Source organism: Streptomyces carminius (genome assembly GCF_002794255.1).
GTDB classification, from domain to species: Bacteria; Actinomycetota; Actinomycetes; order Streptomycetales; family Streptomycetaceae; genus Streptomyces; species Streptomyces carminius.
Map to the genome: position 1 here is coordinate 16,093 of NZ_PGGW01000053.1, position 16,436 is coordinate 32,528.

At 75.4% G+C, this 16,436-nt stretch carries 14 protein-coding genes; 7 read left to right on the forward strand and 7 right to left on the reverse strand.

The features are described from left to right. Nucleotides 1–109: 109 nt before the first annotated feature. The 4 genes from CUT44_RS15625 to CUT44_RS15640 all read right to left on the reverse strand — a co-directional run bounded on the left by CUT44_RS15625 (nt 110) and on the right by CUT44_RS15640 (nt 5,365). Complete coding sequence (locus CUT44_RS15625; RefSeq protein ID WP_100202471.1) at nt 110–703, reverse strand: Rv1733c family protein; 594 nt, start codon at nt 701–703, stop codon at nt 110–112. Between the two features lie 347 nt (nt 704–1,050). Then, nucleotides 1,051–3,432, reverse strand: coding sequence for a phosphoketolase family protein (locus tag CUT44_RS15630; RefSeq protein WP_100202472.1), 2,382 nt, complete (start codon nt 3,430–3,432; stop codon nt 1,051–1,053). Nucleotides 3,433–3,993: 561 nt separating this feature from the next. Next, nucleotides 3,994–4,821, reverse strand: coding sequence for an MOSC domain-containing protein (locus tag CUT44_RS15635; protein WP_100202473.1), 828 nt, complete (start codon nt 4,819–4,821; stop codon nt 3,994–3,996). A gap of 34 nt (nt 4,822–4,855) precedes the next feature. Beyond that, nucleotides 4,856–5,365, reverse strand: a complete 510-nt coding sequence (locus CUT44_RS15640; RefSeq protein WP_100202474.1) for a DUF6643 family protein — start codon at nt 5,363–5,365, stop codon at nt 4,856–4,858. A gap of 400 nt (nt 5,366–5,765) precedes the next feature. On the opposite strand from CUT44_RS15640, the gene CUT44_RS15645 reads away from it, so the two are divergent. Then, on the forward strand, nt 5,766–7,091 hold the full coding sequence (locus CUT44_RS15645; protein ID WP_100202475.1) for a TerD family protein: 1,326 nt from the start codon (nt 5,766–5,768) through the stop codon (nt 7,089–7,091). Between the two features lie 94 nt (nt 7,092–7,185). After that, the gene (locus tag CUT44_RS15650; RefSeq protein ID WP_199185715.1) at nt 7,186–8,025 is read left to right on the forward strand and encodes a glutamate racemase; all 840 of its coding nucleotides are present in this window, start codon (nt 7,186–7,188) and stop codon (nt 8,023–8,025) included. Nucleotides 8,026–8,095: 70 nt separating this feature from the next. Here CUT44_RS15650 and CUT44_RS15655 read toward each other — a convergent pair whose 3' ends face one another. Beyond that, nucleotides 8,096–9,115, reverse strand: a complete 1,020-nt coding sequence (locus CUT44_RS15655; protein WP_233221426.1) for an O-antigen ligase family protein — start codon at nt 9,113–9,115, stop codon at nt 8,096–8,098. 219 nt (nt 9,116–9,334) lie between these two features. On the opposite strand from CUT44_RS15655, the gene CUT44_RS15660 reads away from it, so the two are divergent. Continuing rightward, the gene (locus CUT44_RS15660) at nt 9,335–9,838 is read left to right on the forward strand and encodes an NUDIX hydrolase (RefSeq protein ID WP_100202477.1); all 504 of its coding nucleotides are present in this window, start codon (nt 9,335–9,337) and stop codon (nt 9,836–9,838) included. A gap of 110 nt (nt 9,839–9,948) precedes the next feature. Here the strand turns inward: CUT44_RS15660 and CUT44_RS15665 are convergent, their stop codons facing one another. Then, a complete protein-coding gene (locus CUT44_RS15665; RefSeq protein ID WP_100202478.1) occupies nt 9,949–10,740 on the reverse strand; it encodes a nuclear transport factor 2 family protein in 792 nt (263 codons plus the stop codon). Between the two features lie 217 nt (nt 10,741–10,957). Between CUT44_RS15665 and CUT44_RS34530 the strand changes: the two genes are divergently transcribed. Beyond that, nucleotides 10,958–11,422: a MarR family winged helix-turn-helix transcriptional regulator gene (locus CUT44_RS34530; RefSeq protein ID WP_100202479.1), complete on the forward strand. Its 465-nt coding sequence runs from the start codon at nt 10,958–10,960 to the stop codon at nt 11,420–11,422. 1,242 nt (nt 11,423–12,664) lie between these two features. Here CUT44_RS34530 and CUT44_RS15680 read toward each other — a convergent pair. Then, nucleotides 12,665–13,390 (reverse strand): CBS domain-containing protein, encoded by a 726-nt coding sequence (locus CUT44_RS15680; protein ID WP_100202481.1) that lies wholly within the window; start codon nt 13,388–13,390, stop codon nt 12,665–12,667. A 256-nt stretch (nt 13,391–13,646) separates the two neighbouring features. Between CUT44_RS15680 and CUT44_RS15685 the strand changes: the two genes are divergently transcribed. The 3 genes from CUT44_RS15685 (at nt 13,647) to CUT44_RS15695 (ending at nt 16,436) form a co-directional block, all read left to right on the forward strand. Next, a complete protein-coding gene (locus CUT44_RS15685; protein ID WP_146252237.1) occupies nt 13,647–14,159 on the forward strand; it encodes a hypothetical protein in 513 nt (170 codons plus the stop codon). A gap of 398 nt (nt 14,160–14,557) precedes the next feature. Then, nucleotides 14,558–14,839 (forward strand): type 2 periplasmic-binding domain-containing protein, encoded by a 282-nt coding sequence (locus CUT44_RS15690; RefSeq protein WP_100202483.1) that lies wholly within the window; start codon nt 14,558–14,560, stop codon nt 14,837–14,839. A gap of 352 nt (nt 14,840–15,191) precedes the next feature. Next, nucleotides 15,192–16,436, forward strand: coding sequence for a glycosyltransferase (locus CUT44_RS15695; protein ID WP_100202484.1), 1,245 nt, complete (start codon nt 15,192–15,194; stop codon nt 16,434–16,436).

Sequence of the window (16,436 nt, forward strand, 5' to 3'; positions counted from 1 at the left end):
CCGTCTGCCGGATGCACCACCGTAGCGTGTGCCGGACCGATGGGATGACCGGTCCGCCCTCCCGGGGAACCCGGGGGGCGGACCGGTGCCGTGTCCGCCGGGAGAGGGCTCAGCCGACGTGGCCGGCGCACCCCCGGCCGGGGTCGGTGCGGGCCCACTCCTCGTCCCAGCGGGCGAGGCGCCGGGCCCGCAGCCGCCGCAGCGCCGACCGCCGCAGGAGCTCCACCGCTCCGGCCGCGGCGCCTCCCGCGCCGATCCCGGCGAGGGCGGTGTGCGTGGCGACGGCGGCCGGGTCCAGGGGGCGTGTGGTGGGCAGGCCGCGGGAGTCGATCCAGACGCGCAGTCGTTCCCCGGGCCCGGCCGCCCGGTCGGCGGTGACCGTGCCCGCGTGGGCGCGGCCGTCGGGCGCCGTCCAGGTGGCGGTCACCCGGTGGCCGGCCTCCGGCCCGTCTCCGGGGACCGGCCGCGCGGTGGACGGGTCCACCGTCGCCCACACCTGCCGCCGCTCCCGGTGCTGCTCGCGCGCGGTCTCGGCCAGCGCCTCGTGCGCGGCCCGGCCGCCCCACCCGGCGGCGGCCGGTACGGCCAGGACGATCAGCAGCACGGCGGCCAGTGCCAGCCTGCCCTCGGCCCGGTCGGCACTCCGGTGCAGCGGACCGCGCCGCCGGTGCCACAACCCGGTGATCGCCCACACGGGCCCCACCCCCCCTTGTCTCCTGCCGTCCGCACCTCTCCGCCGCCGTCCGCCCCCGTCCGCCGCCGTCCGCACGGGAACGCGCGACGGCGGGTGGGTGGCCGGGGGAGAGCGCCGTCGCGAGGCCGGGTACGTGCCCGCGGGTCCGGTCCCCTCCGCAGGTCGAGGGTAGCGGCCCCCGGCCGCTCCGCGGCGGGCCCCGGGCGTCGGGAAAGCGGCGGGAGGCGGCGGGGAACTCCCGGAAACGGGCGGGGACACGAGGGAGGAGGAAGCCGCGGGCGGCCGGGCCCGCCCCGGGACGCGGCGCGCGGGGCCGGCCGCCGTCCCGGGACACCCGCCGCCGGGCCGGCGGACCGTCAGGAGCCCGGCCAGCTCCAGTCGGCGACCTCGGGCAGGTCGGTGCCGTGCTCGCGGACCCAGTCGTGGTGCCGGTGGCGCACGTCCTGCATCCGCTGGCGCACGCCCGCCGCCCGCGCCGCCAGGCCCGGCACCCGGTCGATGACGTCCATGGCCAGCCGGTAGCGGTCCAGGTCGTTGCGGAGCACCATGTCGAACGGGGTGGTGGTCGCCCCGCTCTCCCGGTAGCCGCGCACATGGAACCGGTCGTGCACACCGGTGCGGTGGGCGAGCCGGTGGATCAGCCACGGATAGCCGTGGTAGGCGAAGACCACCGGCCTGTCACGGGTGAAGACCGCCTCGAACTCCGCGTCCGCCAGCCCGTGCGGGTGGGCCGAACGCGGCATCAGCCGGGCCAGGTCCACCACGTTCACCACGCGCACCGCCAGCTCCGGGAGGTGCTCGCGCAGCAGCGCGGCCGCGGCCAGCGTCTCCTGGGCGGGCACGTCGCCGGCACAGGCCAGCACCACGTCCGGTTCCCGCTCCGGGCGCTCGGTTCCGGCCCACTCCCAGATGCCCGCCCCGCGCGCGCAGTGGGCGCGGGCCTCCTGGGGCCCGAGCCAGTCGAAACAGGACTGCTTGCCCGCGACGACGACGTTGACGGTGTCGGTGGTGCGCAGGACGTGGTCGGCGACGCACAGCAGGGTGTTGGTGTCCGGCGGCAGGTAGACGCGCACCACGTCCGGGCTCTTGTTGAGAACGTGGTCGACGAAACCGGGATCCTGGTGCGAGAAACCGTTGTGGTCCTGCCGCCAGGCGTGCGAGGTCAGCAGGAGGTTGAGGCCGGGCACCGGGGCGCGCCAGGGCACCTGGCGGGCGCTCTGCAGCCACTTGGCGTGCTGGGTGACCATGCTGGCGACGATGGGGGCGAACCCCTCGTAGGAGCTGAACAGGCCGTGCCGCCCGGTGAGCGTGTAGCCCTCCAGCCAGCCCTCGCACAGATGCTCCGAGAGCACCTCCATCACCCGGCCGTGCGGCCCCGTGTGACGGTCCGTCGGCAGTGTCTCCCCCTGCCAGGCGCGGTCGGTGACGGCGAAGACCTCACCCAGGTGGTTGGACTCCGCCTCGTCGGGTGCCACCACCCGGAAGTCGCGCCGCCCCTCGGTGTCCTCCAGGATCCGGCGCAGCATCCCGCCCAGCACCCGCGTCGGCTCGTGGGAGGAGGCGCCCGGCCGTTCCACCGGCACCGCGAAGGCCTCCGGGCCGGGCAGCGGCAGGGACCGCCGCAGCCGGCCGCCGTCGGCGTGCGGGTTCGCCCCCAGCCGCCGGTCCCCGCGCGGTACGCAGGCCAGCACCTCGGGACGGGGACCGCCGTGCTCGTCGAACAGCTCGTCGGGCCGGTACGAACGCAGCCACCGCTCCAGCGCGCGCAGCCTTTCGGGGTCCTCCCGCACCCCGGCCAGCGGAATCTGGTGGGAGCGCCAGGTGTCCTCCACCGGCTCGCCGTCCAGTTCGCGCGGACCGGTCCAGCCCTTGGGGGTGCGCAGTACGAGCACCGGCCAGTGCGGCCGCCCGGCGCCGCCGCCCGCGCGGGCCGCCCGCCGCGCCGCGGTGATCCGCTCCAGCGCCTCGTCCAGGGCGGCGGCCAGCGCGCGGTGCACCCGGTGCGGCGGGGTGTCCGGCTCGGCCGTCACCCACAGCGGCTCGTGCCCGTAGCCGCGCAGCAGGGCGTCCAGTTCCTCCTCGGGCAGCCGGGCGAGCACGGTCGGGTTGGCGATCTTGTAGCCGTTGAGGTGCAGGACGGGCAGCACCGCCCCGTCGTGCACCGGGTCCAGGAACTTGTTCGCGTGCCAGGAGGCGGCCAGCGGCCCCGTCTCGGCCTCGCCGTCCCCGATGACGCAGACGGCCAGCAGGTCCGGGTTGTCCAGGGCGGCCCCGTAGGCGTGCGCCAGCGAGTACCCCAGCTCACCGCCCTCCTGGATCGAGCCGGGCACCTCCGGGGCCGTGTGGCTGGGCAGCCCGCCGGGGAAGGAGAACTGCTCGAACAGCCGGGTCATCCCGGCCTCGTCCCGTCCCACGTCCGGCCACCGCTCCCCGAAGGTGCCCTCCAGCCAGCTCCCGGCCAGCACCGCGGGCGCGCCGTGCCCCGGCCCCCACACGCACAGCGCGTCCAGGTCGCGGGCCGAGATCACCCGGTTCAGATGGGTGTGGACGAGGGCGAGCCCCGGGCAGGTGCCCCAGTGGCCCAGCAGCCGCGGTTTGACGTGCTCGGGCCGCAGTTCCTCGCGCAGCAGCGGGTTGCCCCGCAGATAGAGCTGGCCGGCGGCCAGGTAGTTGAGCGCGCGCCAGTGGGCGTCCAGCTCCGCGCACTCGCGGTCGGTGAGCTTTCCCTGCGTCTCCATCGGTCTCCTGGTGGGGATCGCTTGTCGTCGGCTTGTGGTGGCTTCCCGCCGCCCGGGGGAAGGCCGGACCGGACCGTGCCGCCGGGCCGGGGTCCCCGCCCGGCGGGGAGGGGGACCACCGGGCCGCCTTCCGCCGGAACCCGCGCCGGGGGCGGGCGTGAGCGGTGCCCCAGAGGCGTGTCCCCGCTGACCGGTGTGTCACACCCGTACGCCCCGGCGCCCTCGCGGCCCGCCGTCCGCCGGCGTTCGTCCCGCCGGTGGTACCGCGGTGCGTCGCGCACGGGGGTACGCGTCCTGGTGCGGCACACCGCGCCGGTTCTTCCGCCGCCGTGACGCCGCCGGGCGCCACGGGCGCCGCCGGGCGCCGCAGCGGCCGCCTCCGCGGGCGGCGTGACACCCGGAAGCGGGGTGCGGAGCGGCGCCTTCCTCCCGGAGGAACCGGGGTGGTGCGGCAGGGGCGCGGCCCGCTTGACGGCGAGCGGTGCGCGGGCGGTGCCCCGGCGGGTCCCGGAGTGTGCCGTAAGCCCGCCGCCCGCCGTACCACCTCCGCACCCGCGGGTGTCAGCCGAGGACCTCGAAGGGATCGCCCGTGCGCAGGACACCGGTGTGCTCGGGAACCAGCTTCTGTCCGAAGACCAGCGCGTCCCCGAAGCGGCGGTGCCGGGCCAGGGTGCGCAGCGGCTCCTTGCCGCGCTCGCCCGTGGCCTGGTCGGTGGTGGTCACCACGCAGCGGGCGCAGGGCTTGACGACTCGGAAGGAGACCTCGCCGATCCGCACCCGGCGCCAGCCGTCCTCGGCCCACGGCGGGGTGCCCTCGACGACGGCGTTGGGCCGGAAGCGGCCCATCGGAAGCGGGCCCTCGTCCGGGTGGTCCCCCTGCGCTATCAGCAGGTTGAGCGCCTCCAGCGAGGACACCGTGGTCAGCAGCAGCGGGAACTCGTCGGCGAGGTTCACCGTCTCGCCGGGACGGCCGTACTCCGGATCGACCGGGCGCCGGTGCCCGGGCGCGTCGAGGTGGACCAGCCGTGCCCCGGTGCCCAGATACGCCGTCAGCCAGGTGTGGGCGCCGTCCGCCGCCTCCACCACCTCCACCTTGGTGCGCCACATCCGTGCCACGACCGTGCCGGCGGCCGGATCCGGCACCTCGACCGTCAGCGGCGGCATCCCCGGGCCGGACAGCCGGAGGCCGCCGCCGGGCAGCGGCTCGGCGGCGGCCAGGGCCAGACGCGGGTGCTCCCGCTGGGTGAGCAGCGTGCCGTCCGGGCCGGTCACCATCCAGCGCCGGTCCCCCGACAGTCCCCAGGGCTCCACAGCGGCACGGGCGGTGCCGGCACCCGCGAGTGACTTCACCGGGTAGCGGACGAGCGCGGTCAGCGCGGGCATGGTCATACGGCCACCCTGCCACCCGGATCGGACAGTCGGGTCAGTAACCACGCCCCTGGTACGGGTGGCCGCCGTACGGCTGCTCCTCGTAGGACCCCGGGTACGGGGCCGGGGCGGCGGCGGGAGCGGGCATCTGCCGCGGCGGCACCGGGCGCGGGGCGACCGGACGCATCTGCGGCTGCTGCTGGTTCGGGTAGCCGTAGCCGCCCCGCGGCGCGCCGGCCTGCTGCGGTACGTACGGCGCGGGCGCCTGCTGCAGCGGGGCGGGCTGCTGGACGGGCGCGGGCTGCTGGTAGGCCGGAGCCTGCTGGTAACCCCGCGGCGGGGCCGCCGCCTGCGGCTGGTAGGCGGAGGGCCCGGACGGCAGCGCGGGCAGCGCGGCCGGCAGGGCGGGCAGGTAACCCGGGGTCTCGTACGGGGACGACGGGACCCGGATGGGCGCGATCTGAGGTTTACCCCGCTCGGCGACCAGGCTGTCGTAGATCGGGGTGTCAGCGAAGGAGGGCGTGGAGTAGTAACCGCCGCCGTAGGTGCTGCGGGGGGACGTCATACTCATAAGTTAAGCCCACGATGTGCCAGTTGGGGAGACCGTTAGGAAGGTCATTTCCCGGGTTCTCCGGGGTCATGAGCCACCGGTGTGGGCAAAGGGGGAGAAAAGCGCCCATCCCGTCCATGATCCGGGAGGCGGGAACGGATTCCGCGGGAAACGGCGGTCTCCTTCCGCTTCCCCTCCCGGTTCTTCTCGGGTTCTCCGGCCTTCTTCCCTTCCTTCCCCTCCTTTCCCGCCCCCTCTCCCGCTCCTCCCGGCGGTCCCGTCCACCGCCCCGTCCCGCTCTCCGCCTCCGTTTCCCGCCGTGACACCTCCGGGGGCAGAACCGGGTGCAATAAGTTGTGGCCCGGCAGAGCACCCGAAGTGCGCGAGGGCCCAGCAGCGAGGGGGAAGCATGAGCATGCTCAAAGGCACCAACGTCCCGGTCCGGGCGGAGGCCGTACGGGTCGAGGTGGGATGGCGTACCGGGCCGGGCGTGCCGGACGTGGACGCCTCCGCGCTGCTGCTGGTCTCGGGCCGGGTCCGCTCGGACGGCGACCTCGTCTTCTACAACCAGCCCGGACACGTCTCCGGCGCCGTGCGCCACGAGGGCAAGCGGTCCGTGCCCGCCGACGGCGCCGGTGAGGGCGCCGGTGAGGGCGCCGTCACCGACACCCTCGCCGTGGACCTGGCGCGGGTGGAGCCCGCCGTCGAGACGGTCGTCGTCGCCGCCTCCGCGGACGGCGGCACCTTCGGCCGGGTGCCCGGACTGTCCGTACGGGTGGTGGACGCGGGCAGCGGGGCCGAACTGGCCCGCTTCGACAGCCGGGACGCCACCTCCGAGACGGCCTTCGTCCTGGGCGAGCTGTACCGGCGGCAGGGCGCCTGGAAGTTCCGGGCCGTCGGCCAGGGCTACGACAGCGGACTGGCCGGCCTCGCCACCGACTTCGGCATCACCGTCGACGAACCGCGGGGCCCGGCACCGGCGCCCGCGCCGCCCGCGCCGCCGGCCGCCGCGCCCGCGTCCCCGGCGGCGCCTCCGGCACCGTCCGCGCCGTCCACATCATCCGCGCCCACACCCCCGGCACCCCCCGCGCCTCCGCGGCCCGTGCGGCTGACCAAGGTCACCCTGACCAAGGAGGCGCCGAGGATCTCCCTCGCCAAGCAGGGCGGCACCTCCGGCGCGATGCGGGTCAACCTCAACTGGCAGGTGCACAAGCAGTTCAAGGGCTGGGGCGCCAAACTCGGCCGGGCCATGGCCCTGCACGCCGACCTCGACCTGGACCTGTGCGCCCTGTACGAGCTCGCCGACGGCAGCAAGGGCGTCATCCAGGCGCTCGGCAACGCCTTCGGTGCCCTCCACCGGCCGCCGTACATCCTCCTCGACGGCGACGACCGCACCGGTGCCGTCGAGACCGGTGAGAACCTCACCGTCAACCTCGACCACAAGGACGCCCTCCGGCGCGTCCTGGTCTTCGTCACGATCTACGAGGGCGCCCGCAGCTTCGCGGGCCTCAACGCCACCGTGACACTCACCCCGCAGCACGGTGCGCCCGTCGACTTCTCCCTCGACGAGTGCACCGTCCCCTCCACCGTCTGCGCCCTGGCGCTGATCACCAACAACGGCGGCGACCTCGTCGTCCAGCGCGAGGCGCGCTACCTGATCCCCGAGCGGGGGGTGAGCCCGCAGCGCACGGTGGACCACGCCTACGGCTGGGGCATGCAGTGGACCCCGGGCCGCAAGTGACGCACCGCGGACCCCGTGAGCCGCCCGCCGGAGCCGGAACCCCTCCGGGCACCGGCGGGCGGCCCGGGAAGCCGCTGCCCGTACCCTGTTCCCCGTGAAGATCGCGCTTGTGGACTCCGGGCTCGGACTGCTGGCCGCCGCCGCCGCGGTACGCCGGGCCAGGCCCGACGCCGACCTGGTGCTGTCCAGCGACCCCGACGGCATGCCCTGGGGGCCGCGGACCACCGGGGACATCACCGCCCGCGCCCTGGCCTGCGCGCGGGCGGCCGCCGCGCTGTCGCCCGACGCGCTGATCGTCGCCTGCAACACCGCCTCCGTGCACGCCCTGCCGGTACTCCGCGCCGAACTGGAGCCGGCCGTCCCGGTCGTGGGCACCGTGCCCGCCGTCAAGCCCGCCGCCGCGGCGGGCGGTTCCGTCGCCGTCTGGGCCACCCCCGCCACCACCGGCAGCCCGTACCAGCGCCGCCTCATCGCCGACTACGGCAACGGCGCCGAGATCACCGAGGTGCCCTGCCACGGCCTGGCCGACGCCGTGGAACGCGCGGACGAGCCGCTGATCGACACCGCCGTGGCCGCGGCCGCCCGGCTCACCCCGGCCGGAGTGCGGGCCGTGGTGCTCGGCTGCACCCACTACGAACTGGTCGCCGACCGTATCCGCGCCGCCGTACGGACCCCCGGCACGGCCGGTCCGGAGCCCGCCCTGTACGGCTCGGCCGCCGCGGTCGCCGCCCAGGCGCTGCGCCGGATCGGCGCGGAACCGGCCCCGGCCGCACCCGCCACCGGAAGCCTGGCCGTCCTGCTCGGCGGCCGTCCGGCGGCGCTGACCGCCCCCGCGCACCGCTACGCCGAGGGCAGGCTGCTGGCCGCGGCGGACGGGACGACCCGCGGGACGGCGGACGGGTCCGGGCGGACACCGGCCGAGGTGGCGGAGTAACGGCAGGGAACGGGGAGCGCGAAGAGGACGGAGAGCGGGGGAGCCGGGGAACGAACGGGGGAGAAGCCGCTCACGGCAGCCCGCCCTCGGGCGGCCGGTGGGCCGTCGCCACCCCCGCCAGCAGACCAGCGCCCACGGTGACCTGGTTGAAGCTCAGCGCGTTGCCCGCGCTCGCCAGCACGGCCAGCACGGTGAGCGCGGCTCCCGCCACCAGCACCACCGGCGCCGGCCGCGGGGACCGGTACAGCGCCAGCAGCAGCCAGCCGAAGGCGCCGCCCAGCAGCAGCACCCCGGGCAGCCCCTGCTCGGCCGCCAGTTGCAGCGGTGCCGAGTGCGGCTTGCCGTCCGCCGCCGGGTCCTGGGCCGCGGTCGGGCTCAGCTCGCCGAACCGGTCGGGACCCGCCCCGCGCACCGGCTCCGCCGCCGCCAGCGCCAGCGCGTCCTCCCAGAGCCCGACCCGGTACGTGCCGAGCCGGTCCGCCAGCACGCTCTCCACCGGCCGCAGAGCGGGCGGCGCGGTGCCGTCGGCCACCGCCCAGACGGTGGCCGACGCGGCGGCCGCGACCGCCGCCAGCACGGCCAGCACGGGAAGCCGGCGGCGCATCCGGCCCGCGGCCAGGGAGAACAGCAGTACCCCGAGTGCCGCGGCGCCCCCGGCCGGCGAGCCGATCACCGGCGCGGCCGCCGCGATCGCCAGGGCCAGCAGGTGCAGCAGCCGGCGCGCCGGACCGGTCCGCACGGAGTGGGCCGCACAGCAGGCCGCACCCGCCGAGAGCGCCAGCAGGGCGGCGTCGGCGCCCATCCGGCCGTCCGGCCCGGTGGCGTACGGGACGCCCAGCGGGGAGTACCCGGAGGCCAGCACGATCACCGGTCCGGCCACCGCCGCCCCGGCGGGCAGGGCGGCGGGCAGCAGGGAACCCCCTATCCGCCCGCAGGCGTACCCGGCGGTCACCGCCAGCACCGCGAGCAGCAGTCCCTCCGGGCGGGCGTCCCGGCCCGCCGCGCAGAGCAGGACCCAGCCGACCCAGCAGCCCAGTACCACGGTGCCCACCGCATGCGGCGAGCCGTTCCGCTCCGGTGCGACGGACACTGTTCCGAGCGCCGGTGACGCCATCGTCTGCGAACCCCCGATACAGACGGTCCCGCGGTGGCCCCCGGGAAGTGTCCGGACGGCGGCGCGGGCCGTGACTTCAGGGGCCACCGTAGCCGCTGGGACCCGTCCGCGGGTATGCGTCGGCGCCGAAAAGGATCGACAACCGGTGTCCGACCGGTCACCCGAAGGCACGGAGGGGACACGTAGGCTCACCGCATGGCGATTCCCGACTTCATCCGTGAACTGCGCGCGAGTGCGGGGCGGCAGCTGCTCTTCCTGCCCGGGGTGAGCGCGGTCGTCCTCGACGACGAGGGGCGGATCCTGCTGGGCCGGCGGGCCGACACCGGCCGCTGGGCGCTCATCGGCGGCATACCCGACCCCGGCGAGCAGCCCGCCGACGCCGCGGTCCGCGAGGTGTACGAGGAGACCGCCGTGCGGGCCGTGCCGGAGCGGCTGCTGCTGGTGCAGACCCAGGCCCCGGTCCGCTACCCCAACGGGGACGTGTGCCAGTTCATGGACATCTCCTTCCGCTGCCGCGCGCCCGGCGGGCAGCGGCCGCGGGTCAACGACGACGAGTCCCTGGACGTGGCGTGGTTCGCGCCGGACGCCCTCCCGCCGCTGGACGAGTTCGCGCTCACCCGCATCGCCCGCGCGGCCGGGAGCGGGGACGGACCCGCGTGGTTCGAGACCACCGTGCCGGACCCGCGCACGGGCACCTGACGCGGCGGCGCGGCCCGCCGGGCGCCGCCGACCGTATGAAAAAGTGTGCCAAGCGACAAGGAAACCGGTCCAGTCGCCGCCCGGCGGAGCGGCCGTACGGCCGGACCCGGTCAGCGCGGACCGGGCCCGGCGGGGAAGTCGCCGCCGAACGCCAGCACCGAGGACATCCTGCCGCCGCGGCGCCGCAGTTCGGTGAGGCGGGGGACCAGGTGCGTGTCGCCGTCGTGGGCGGTGTACTCGGCGTAGCCGCTGACGAAGGCGCGGTCGTCCACGACGGTCACGCCGACGTGGTCGTGCCGTATCGCGGCGTACCGGCGGGCCACCGCCTCGACCGCGGCGACGGCGGCGGCCCGTCCGGTGGTCTCGGGCCCGTCCCCGAGCCGGAACCGGCAGTCCTCGGTGAGCAGCCCGCCCAGCGCGGCGGTGTCCGCCGCGTCGAGCAGGCCGAAGAACTCCTCTGCCCAGCCGGGGACCCGCACGGGGTGCTCGGCGAGGTGCTTCATGTGGAGTACGCCCTCGCGGACCATCCGGGCCGCCTCCTCGTCCGGCAGGGGGTCGGTGCCCGACCGGGGCCGCCAGTCCATGCGGTACTCGAGCGTCACTCCGCCGGGCCCGCGGCGCAGTGTGTTGTGGAACGCGCCGGTGTAGGTGTCGTCGCCGACGTGCTCGAACACCACGTCGACGCCGTCGTCCAGCGGAATCTCTCGGATCCTCTCCCGGATGGTCAGCGGTACCGGGAGGGGCTGGAACATCTCGCGCAGGACGTGGTCGCCGGTCCGCTCCAGGATCCTGCAGCGGGTCACCGGCACGTACTTGCGCGGCCGGTCGATCTTGTCGGTGAGCAGGACGCGGACCTCCTCGTAGGAGGCGTCGACGACCGTGCTGTACGAGGCCTGGGGCATGAGGTGCTCCTTGTCCGTTCGTCCGTCCGTTGCGCCGGAGGAGCCGGTGTGGGGGTGGCGGGGCTCCCGCCGCCGGTCCCGCGAGCCGCGGGGAGGGGCCTCCTCTCCGGCTCTCGCATCATGCAATTTATAAACTACTTTACATCATGCCGCATGGCCGCCGGGCGCGGACGGCGGCGGCCGGCATAGGGTTGCCGTGATCGAAGGGAAGGGTGAGATGGCCGTCCAACCGACCACGAGGTTCCCGTACCTGGTCTGGATGCTGTCGAACACGCTCAACCAGCGGATCGAGCGGGCGCTGCGGCCGCTGGGCCTGACGCAGGCGCAACTGGCCGCCCTCGCCCAGCTCTCGCTGGAGTCCGGCGGCGGGCTGTCCGGCGCGGAACTCGGCCGGCGCGCCGGGGTGACGCCCCAGGCGATGTCCGCCTCACTGGCGTCGCTGGAGAAAAGGGGACTGGTCCTGCGCGGCCCGCACCCGACGCACGGCAGGGTCATCGAGGTACGGATCACCGAAGCGGGCCGTGAGCTGCTGGAGCGCGCGAAGGCGTGCACGGAGCCGGTGCACGAGCGGGCGGTGGCGCTGCTGGACGGGGAGGAGCAGGGGGAACTGCGCCGGCTGCTGCTCCGGACGATGGCGGCCCTCGATATCCCGTACCCGCGGGACGTCCCGGAAGGCGGCTGAGCCCCGGCGGCGGATCCTCACCGCACCGCCGGCACGGGTCCACACGGTCCTGTGGCGGCTGCGGCGCGGCGGGCCGGCCGCGGTGGACGGCCCCGTGGACACCGCTTGGACTCCGGCGAGTTCCGGCCGCGCGCCCTCCGCGCACCCCGGGCCCCCGCCCGGCGGCGTACAGACGGTCCGTGTCTCGGGGACGGTCCGCCCCGGCTGGAGGAGCCATCGGCCTGCGGCGACACGACGACAACGATCCCGTTCTCCGGCGAGGCGTCGACGACACCCGCCAACCGGTCACCGTCACGAGGTACTGCTCGGACAGGGACGTCGGGCTCGTCCTCGGCCGACCGCCGCAGGCGGTCTCCCTCCGGAATCGGCCGGCGGTGATGGAACACCCCGTGCACGGCCACGCGCGGATGAACGCCCCGGTTCGTGGCGCCACCCCAGGACACCGCCGGGCACGGGCGAACGCCGTCAGGAGGATGGGGCGTCGGAGGCCGGCGGGGGCGGTGGGAAAGGCGGCGGAGGCGGAAACCGGGGCCGGGCCGGAGCCACCGGGGGAGCCACCGGAGGAGGCGGCGGGGGCTCCGCCGGAGGACGGCTGGGCCGCCGGGGGTGGAGCTGCGGCGGAACCGGGGGCGGCGGGGCCGGCGGTGGGGGAGGAGGCGGTTCCACCGCCGGCAGCAGCGGTCCTCCCGAACGCAGCCTGGCGATGGTCAGCTCGGCGCGGCGGCGCGCGTGCGGGGCGTCATCACGTCCGTAGACCAGCCGGACACCGAAGCGGCCGAGGTTCTCGACGGCGAGCAGCCGGTAGCCGAGCGCGTGGGCGATCTCCTCGATCCGGTGCCTTTCCGCGGCTGTGGCCCGGCCGGGCCGGAGCCCGACGCGGCCGCGACCGTCGAACTGTGCGCGTATCTCGTCGTCGTTCACCTGACCCCGCTCTCCGGAAGGGGCCGACGGTCACCTGGCCGCTCCACCCCGTAATCGTCGCACGCGCCGGCCTCCCGCGGGCGCGCGGGCGAACATCCGGCCGAGCGCTTCCGCGGCACCCCGGGGTCCGAGGGCGTGACCGGTGCCCCGGCGGTGGCCGGACCGGCGGTGCGCGACAGCCCCGGGTCCGGCACGGTTCTGCGTGCGGGGCGGTTCGTGAACGCACCCGCACCGGCCGCGCCTGGCTGGTCGCCGGAGTCCCCACCGGTGGCCCGCCCGGCCGGAGCAAGCCCTGACGGACCGTACGCGGCAACGCGGGCCTCAGGCCGACAGCCGTGCGAGGTCGTCGGCGACGGCGATGCCCAGCGGCGCCTCGGTCGGCTTCCCGCTGTGGGTGATGATGACGGCGGTCAGCGGCCTGCCGTCCTCGGCGGCGGTGGCGAACCGCCAGAACGCCTCGGGGGCGGTCGTCTCGCGGGGCAGGTGCTCGACCCGCTCGACGCCCTCGGAGAACCGAAGCGCCTCCCGCACGGGGGCGTCCTCGGCGAGGCCGTCGTGCCGGCGCATCTGGTCGGCCACCCACCGGGCGACCGTGTTCGTCGTCAGCAGCCCGACGTAGGTGCTGTCGTCGTACACCGGCACCTGGGAGAAGTCGTTCTCGTACATCGTGTCCAGCACCCGGCGCACGGACTCGCCGGGGGCCGCGGTCACCGGCCGGCCGCGCTGTCCGAGGAGGGCCAGGACGAGCTTCGGGCCGAGGAGTTCGTCCCGCAGCCGCCGTGCGGCCGCCACGGCGGCATCGGTCGGCTCCGCCAGCGGCTGGTCGTTCAGCCGCCGCCCGTGGGTGAGGGCGTTGCGGAGCTCCGCGAGCGGCAGGAGCTCCCGGTACTGCTTCGGGTTCAGGCGGCGGCCCCGCTTCGCCTGGTACTCGTCGAGCATCGCCCGGAAGCCCTGGTACCTGTCCCCCTCCCGGTACAGGCTCTGCCGGAGGTGCGCCTCGATGTCGTTGAAGGCGGACATGAACAGGTCGTACGGGCGCTGCGCCATGGGGATCGACTCCTGCCGTGCTCACCGGCCGCCTCCTGGTGCCGGGCGGCCGGACTGAGACCGGAGGTTATCCCTCCGGTTGTTCCCGCGGCTCACCGGCCCCGGTGTCCGCCCCGCTCCCCGCGCCCGCCCCCGTACGACGGAGGCTGCCGCCCGGAAGGCCCCTGTCCACGGCCGTTCGTGAGGCGCGCGTGCGGGGCGGTAGCCTCACGCGGCAGGAGCGGGTCGCGACCGGGGGCGAGACGCGGGGGTGCGGGTGAGGAACGGGCTGCGCGCCGCGTGGATCGCGGCGCTGACCGTCGTGGTGAGCACCGCGGGCCTGCTGGTCGCGCTGGCCGCCAACGCCGCAACGGGGCAGGAGCGCTGGCCGGGCGTGCTGGACGTGCTGCGGCGGCATCCGTGGCCTGCCACCGGCCTCCTCGCCGCCGTTCTGGTGGCGGGCACGGTGGCGCTGTGGTGGTTCCAGGACCGCCCCGGCGCCGCGCCGGACGGCGACCCGACGCCCCCGCCGCCCTTCGAGGTGCCCGGCTGGGTGGTGGACCGCGCCGAGAGCGCCCGCGTGGTCGCCGCCGTGTGCGGCGGGCGCCGCACGGTGGGCATCACCACCGCCCTGCACGGCGCGGGCGGCTTCGGCAAGACGACGCTGGCGCGGGTGGTCTGCGCCGACCGCCGGGTGCGGCGGCACTTCCGCGGCCGGGTCTACCTGGTCACCCTGGGCCGGGAGGTACGGGGACGGGCCGCGATCGCCGAAGTCGAAGAGAGCCGCTGAAGATCACGGACCATGCTGTGCGGATCGCTCAAGCGGCTCCCGGCACCACCACGCGCACCGGGTGGCCCGGGTGGCCCGGGTGCGTACGGGAGGACAGGTGATTCCGGCGGGTATGTGCAGGTGGGTGTATGTGGTCTGTTCATAGGACATGCCGCTTTCCCTGTGCCTACGTTGGCGGTGACCAGGGGCGCTGACGGGGGCTGTTCTGTGTGCGTCGGACCGGACCCTGTACGCGCCGTGCGCCGTGCCTTGACGCGGCGGAGCCGCGTTGCGGCAGGACAGAAGGAGGGTCGGTCCATGAGCGAACACGAGTCGGACAACGACACGCAGGTCGACGGGTACCAGCCGGGGACGGGAGTGGTGCACGCCTTCGGTCGTCAGTTGACTTCCTCCCCCTCGTGAACGAGGGGGAGGAAGTCAAGGAGGTCCACGACGACGTCGAGGTCGTCAAAGGCCTGGAGATCGGCTCACCCCAGCTCTACGGAATCGGCATCCCGGAGGGCAGGGAGAAGAAGTGCAGGCAGGTCGCCGAGAAGTTGCGCGAGTTCATCACCTCCGCCCACTGGCGCGGGTCCTTCCGGAACCACTTTCCCGAACTGGCCGACGAGGACAAGCAGTTCGAGCAGCACTACAAGCCGGCCGTCTCCGACATCGACGCCTACTCCTGCTCGAAGGACTGAGGCTCCCGCTGCCCCGTTCCGGGGCACTTCATCAATAAAAGTGTGCCAAGCGGCACATGGAACAGAGACGAACGGGCGGGGGCTCCCCGCACCGGGACCGCCGGTGCCCTCCGCGCGGATCACGGTGCCGGTCGCCGTCCCGCACGGCAGTCTGGAGCCGCCGCCCCGTCGGCATGGCCGGACCGTCGCCCGGCGCGCCGCCGTACGCGGTGGGCGGGCACGGAAAAGGCGAGGAGACCCGCTCCTCGCCACTTTCAACCTATAGCGCACCGGGGGGCTTGCGGCAAGGCCCCCGTCGTGCCGCAGGATGGTCGGCCGAAGCCGGGATCTGCGGAAATGGGTGACTTGCGGTATGCGTGTGGTGTTGTCGGCATGGGGATCGCGCGGGGACATCGAGCCACTGGTGGCGCTCGCGGCGCGGCTGCGGGAACTCGGCGCCCAGGCGCGGGTGTGTGCGCCGCCGGACGAGGAGTTCGCGGAGCTGGCGGCGCGTGCCGGTGTGCCGCTGGTGCCGCTCGGCCCGAAGGTGCGCCCGGTGGTGTCCGGTGCGCGTCCGCCGACGGCGCAGGACGCGTTCCGGCTCGCGGCCGAGCTGGTCGCCGCGCGGTTCGACACGCTCACTTCGGTGGCCGAGGGATGTGACGCGCTGCTGGCGACCGGCCTGCTGCCGGCCGGTGCACGGGATGTGGCCGAGAAGCTGGGCATCCCCTACGTGTTCGCCTGCCTCCAGACCTACGGACTGCCGTCGCGGCACTTCCCGCCGGGAGCGCGGCCGGGCAGGCGCTCCTCACCGGAGGAGGCCGGTCCGACCGACCTGGAAGTGCTGTGGGAGGAGGACGCCCGGCGGGTGAACGCGCTGTACCGCGAGGCGCTCAACAGCCACCGGGCGGCGATCGGCCTGCCGCCGGTGGGCAGCGTCCGCGACCACGTCTTCACCGGCCGGGCGCTGCTGGCGGCGGACCCGGTCCTGCTCCCGTGGAAGGACCTGACGGAGCTCCACCTCGTCCAGACCGGGGCGTGGATCCTGCCCGACGAGCGTCCGCTCCCGGCCGAGCTGGAGGCGTTCCTGGACGCCGGCGCGCCGCCGGTGTACGTGGGCTTCGGCAGCATCGCCTCGTACGTCCCGGAGGACATCGCCCAGGTGGCCGTCGCAGCGGTCCGGGCGCAGGGCCGCCGTGTCGTCCTCGCCCGCGGCTGGGCCGGTCTGGCCCCGGTCGACGGCGCCGACGACTGCCTCGCCGTCGGCGAGGTCAACCAGCAGGAGCTGTTCCGCCGGGTGGCCGCCGTCGTGCACCACGGCGGCGCGGGCACCACGACGACGGCCGCCCTGGCCGGCGCACCCCAGGTGGTGGTCCCCCAGATCGCGGACCAGCCCTACTGGGCCGCCCGGGTGGCCGAACTGGGCATCGGCTCGGCACACGACGGCCCGACGCCGACCGCCGGGTCCCTCTCGGCCGTACTCGAAGCGGCCCTGACACCCGAGACCCGCGCCCGGGCGCGGGACGTGGCAGGCGCGATCCGCACCGACGGGGCGGAGGTGGCCGCGGAACTGCTGCTCGACCTGGCCGGCCGGGGAGGACCGCCGGTGTCGGCGTGA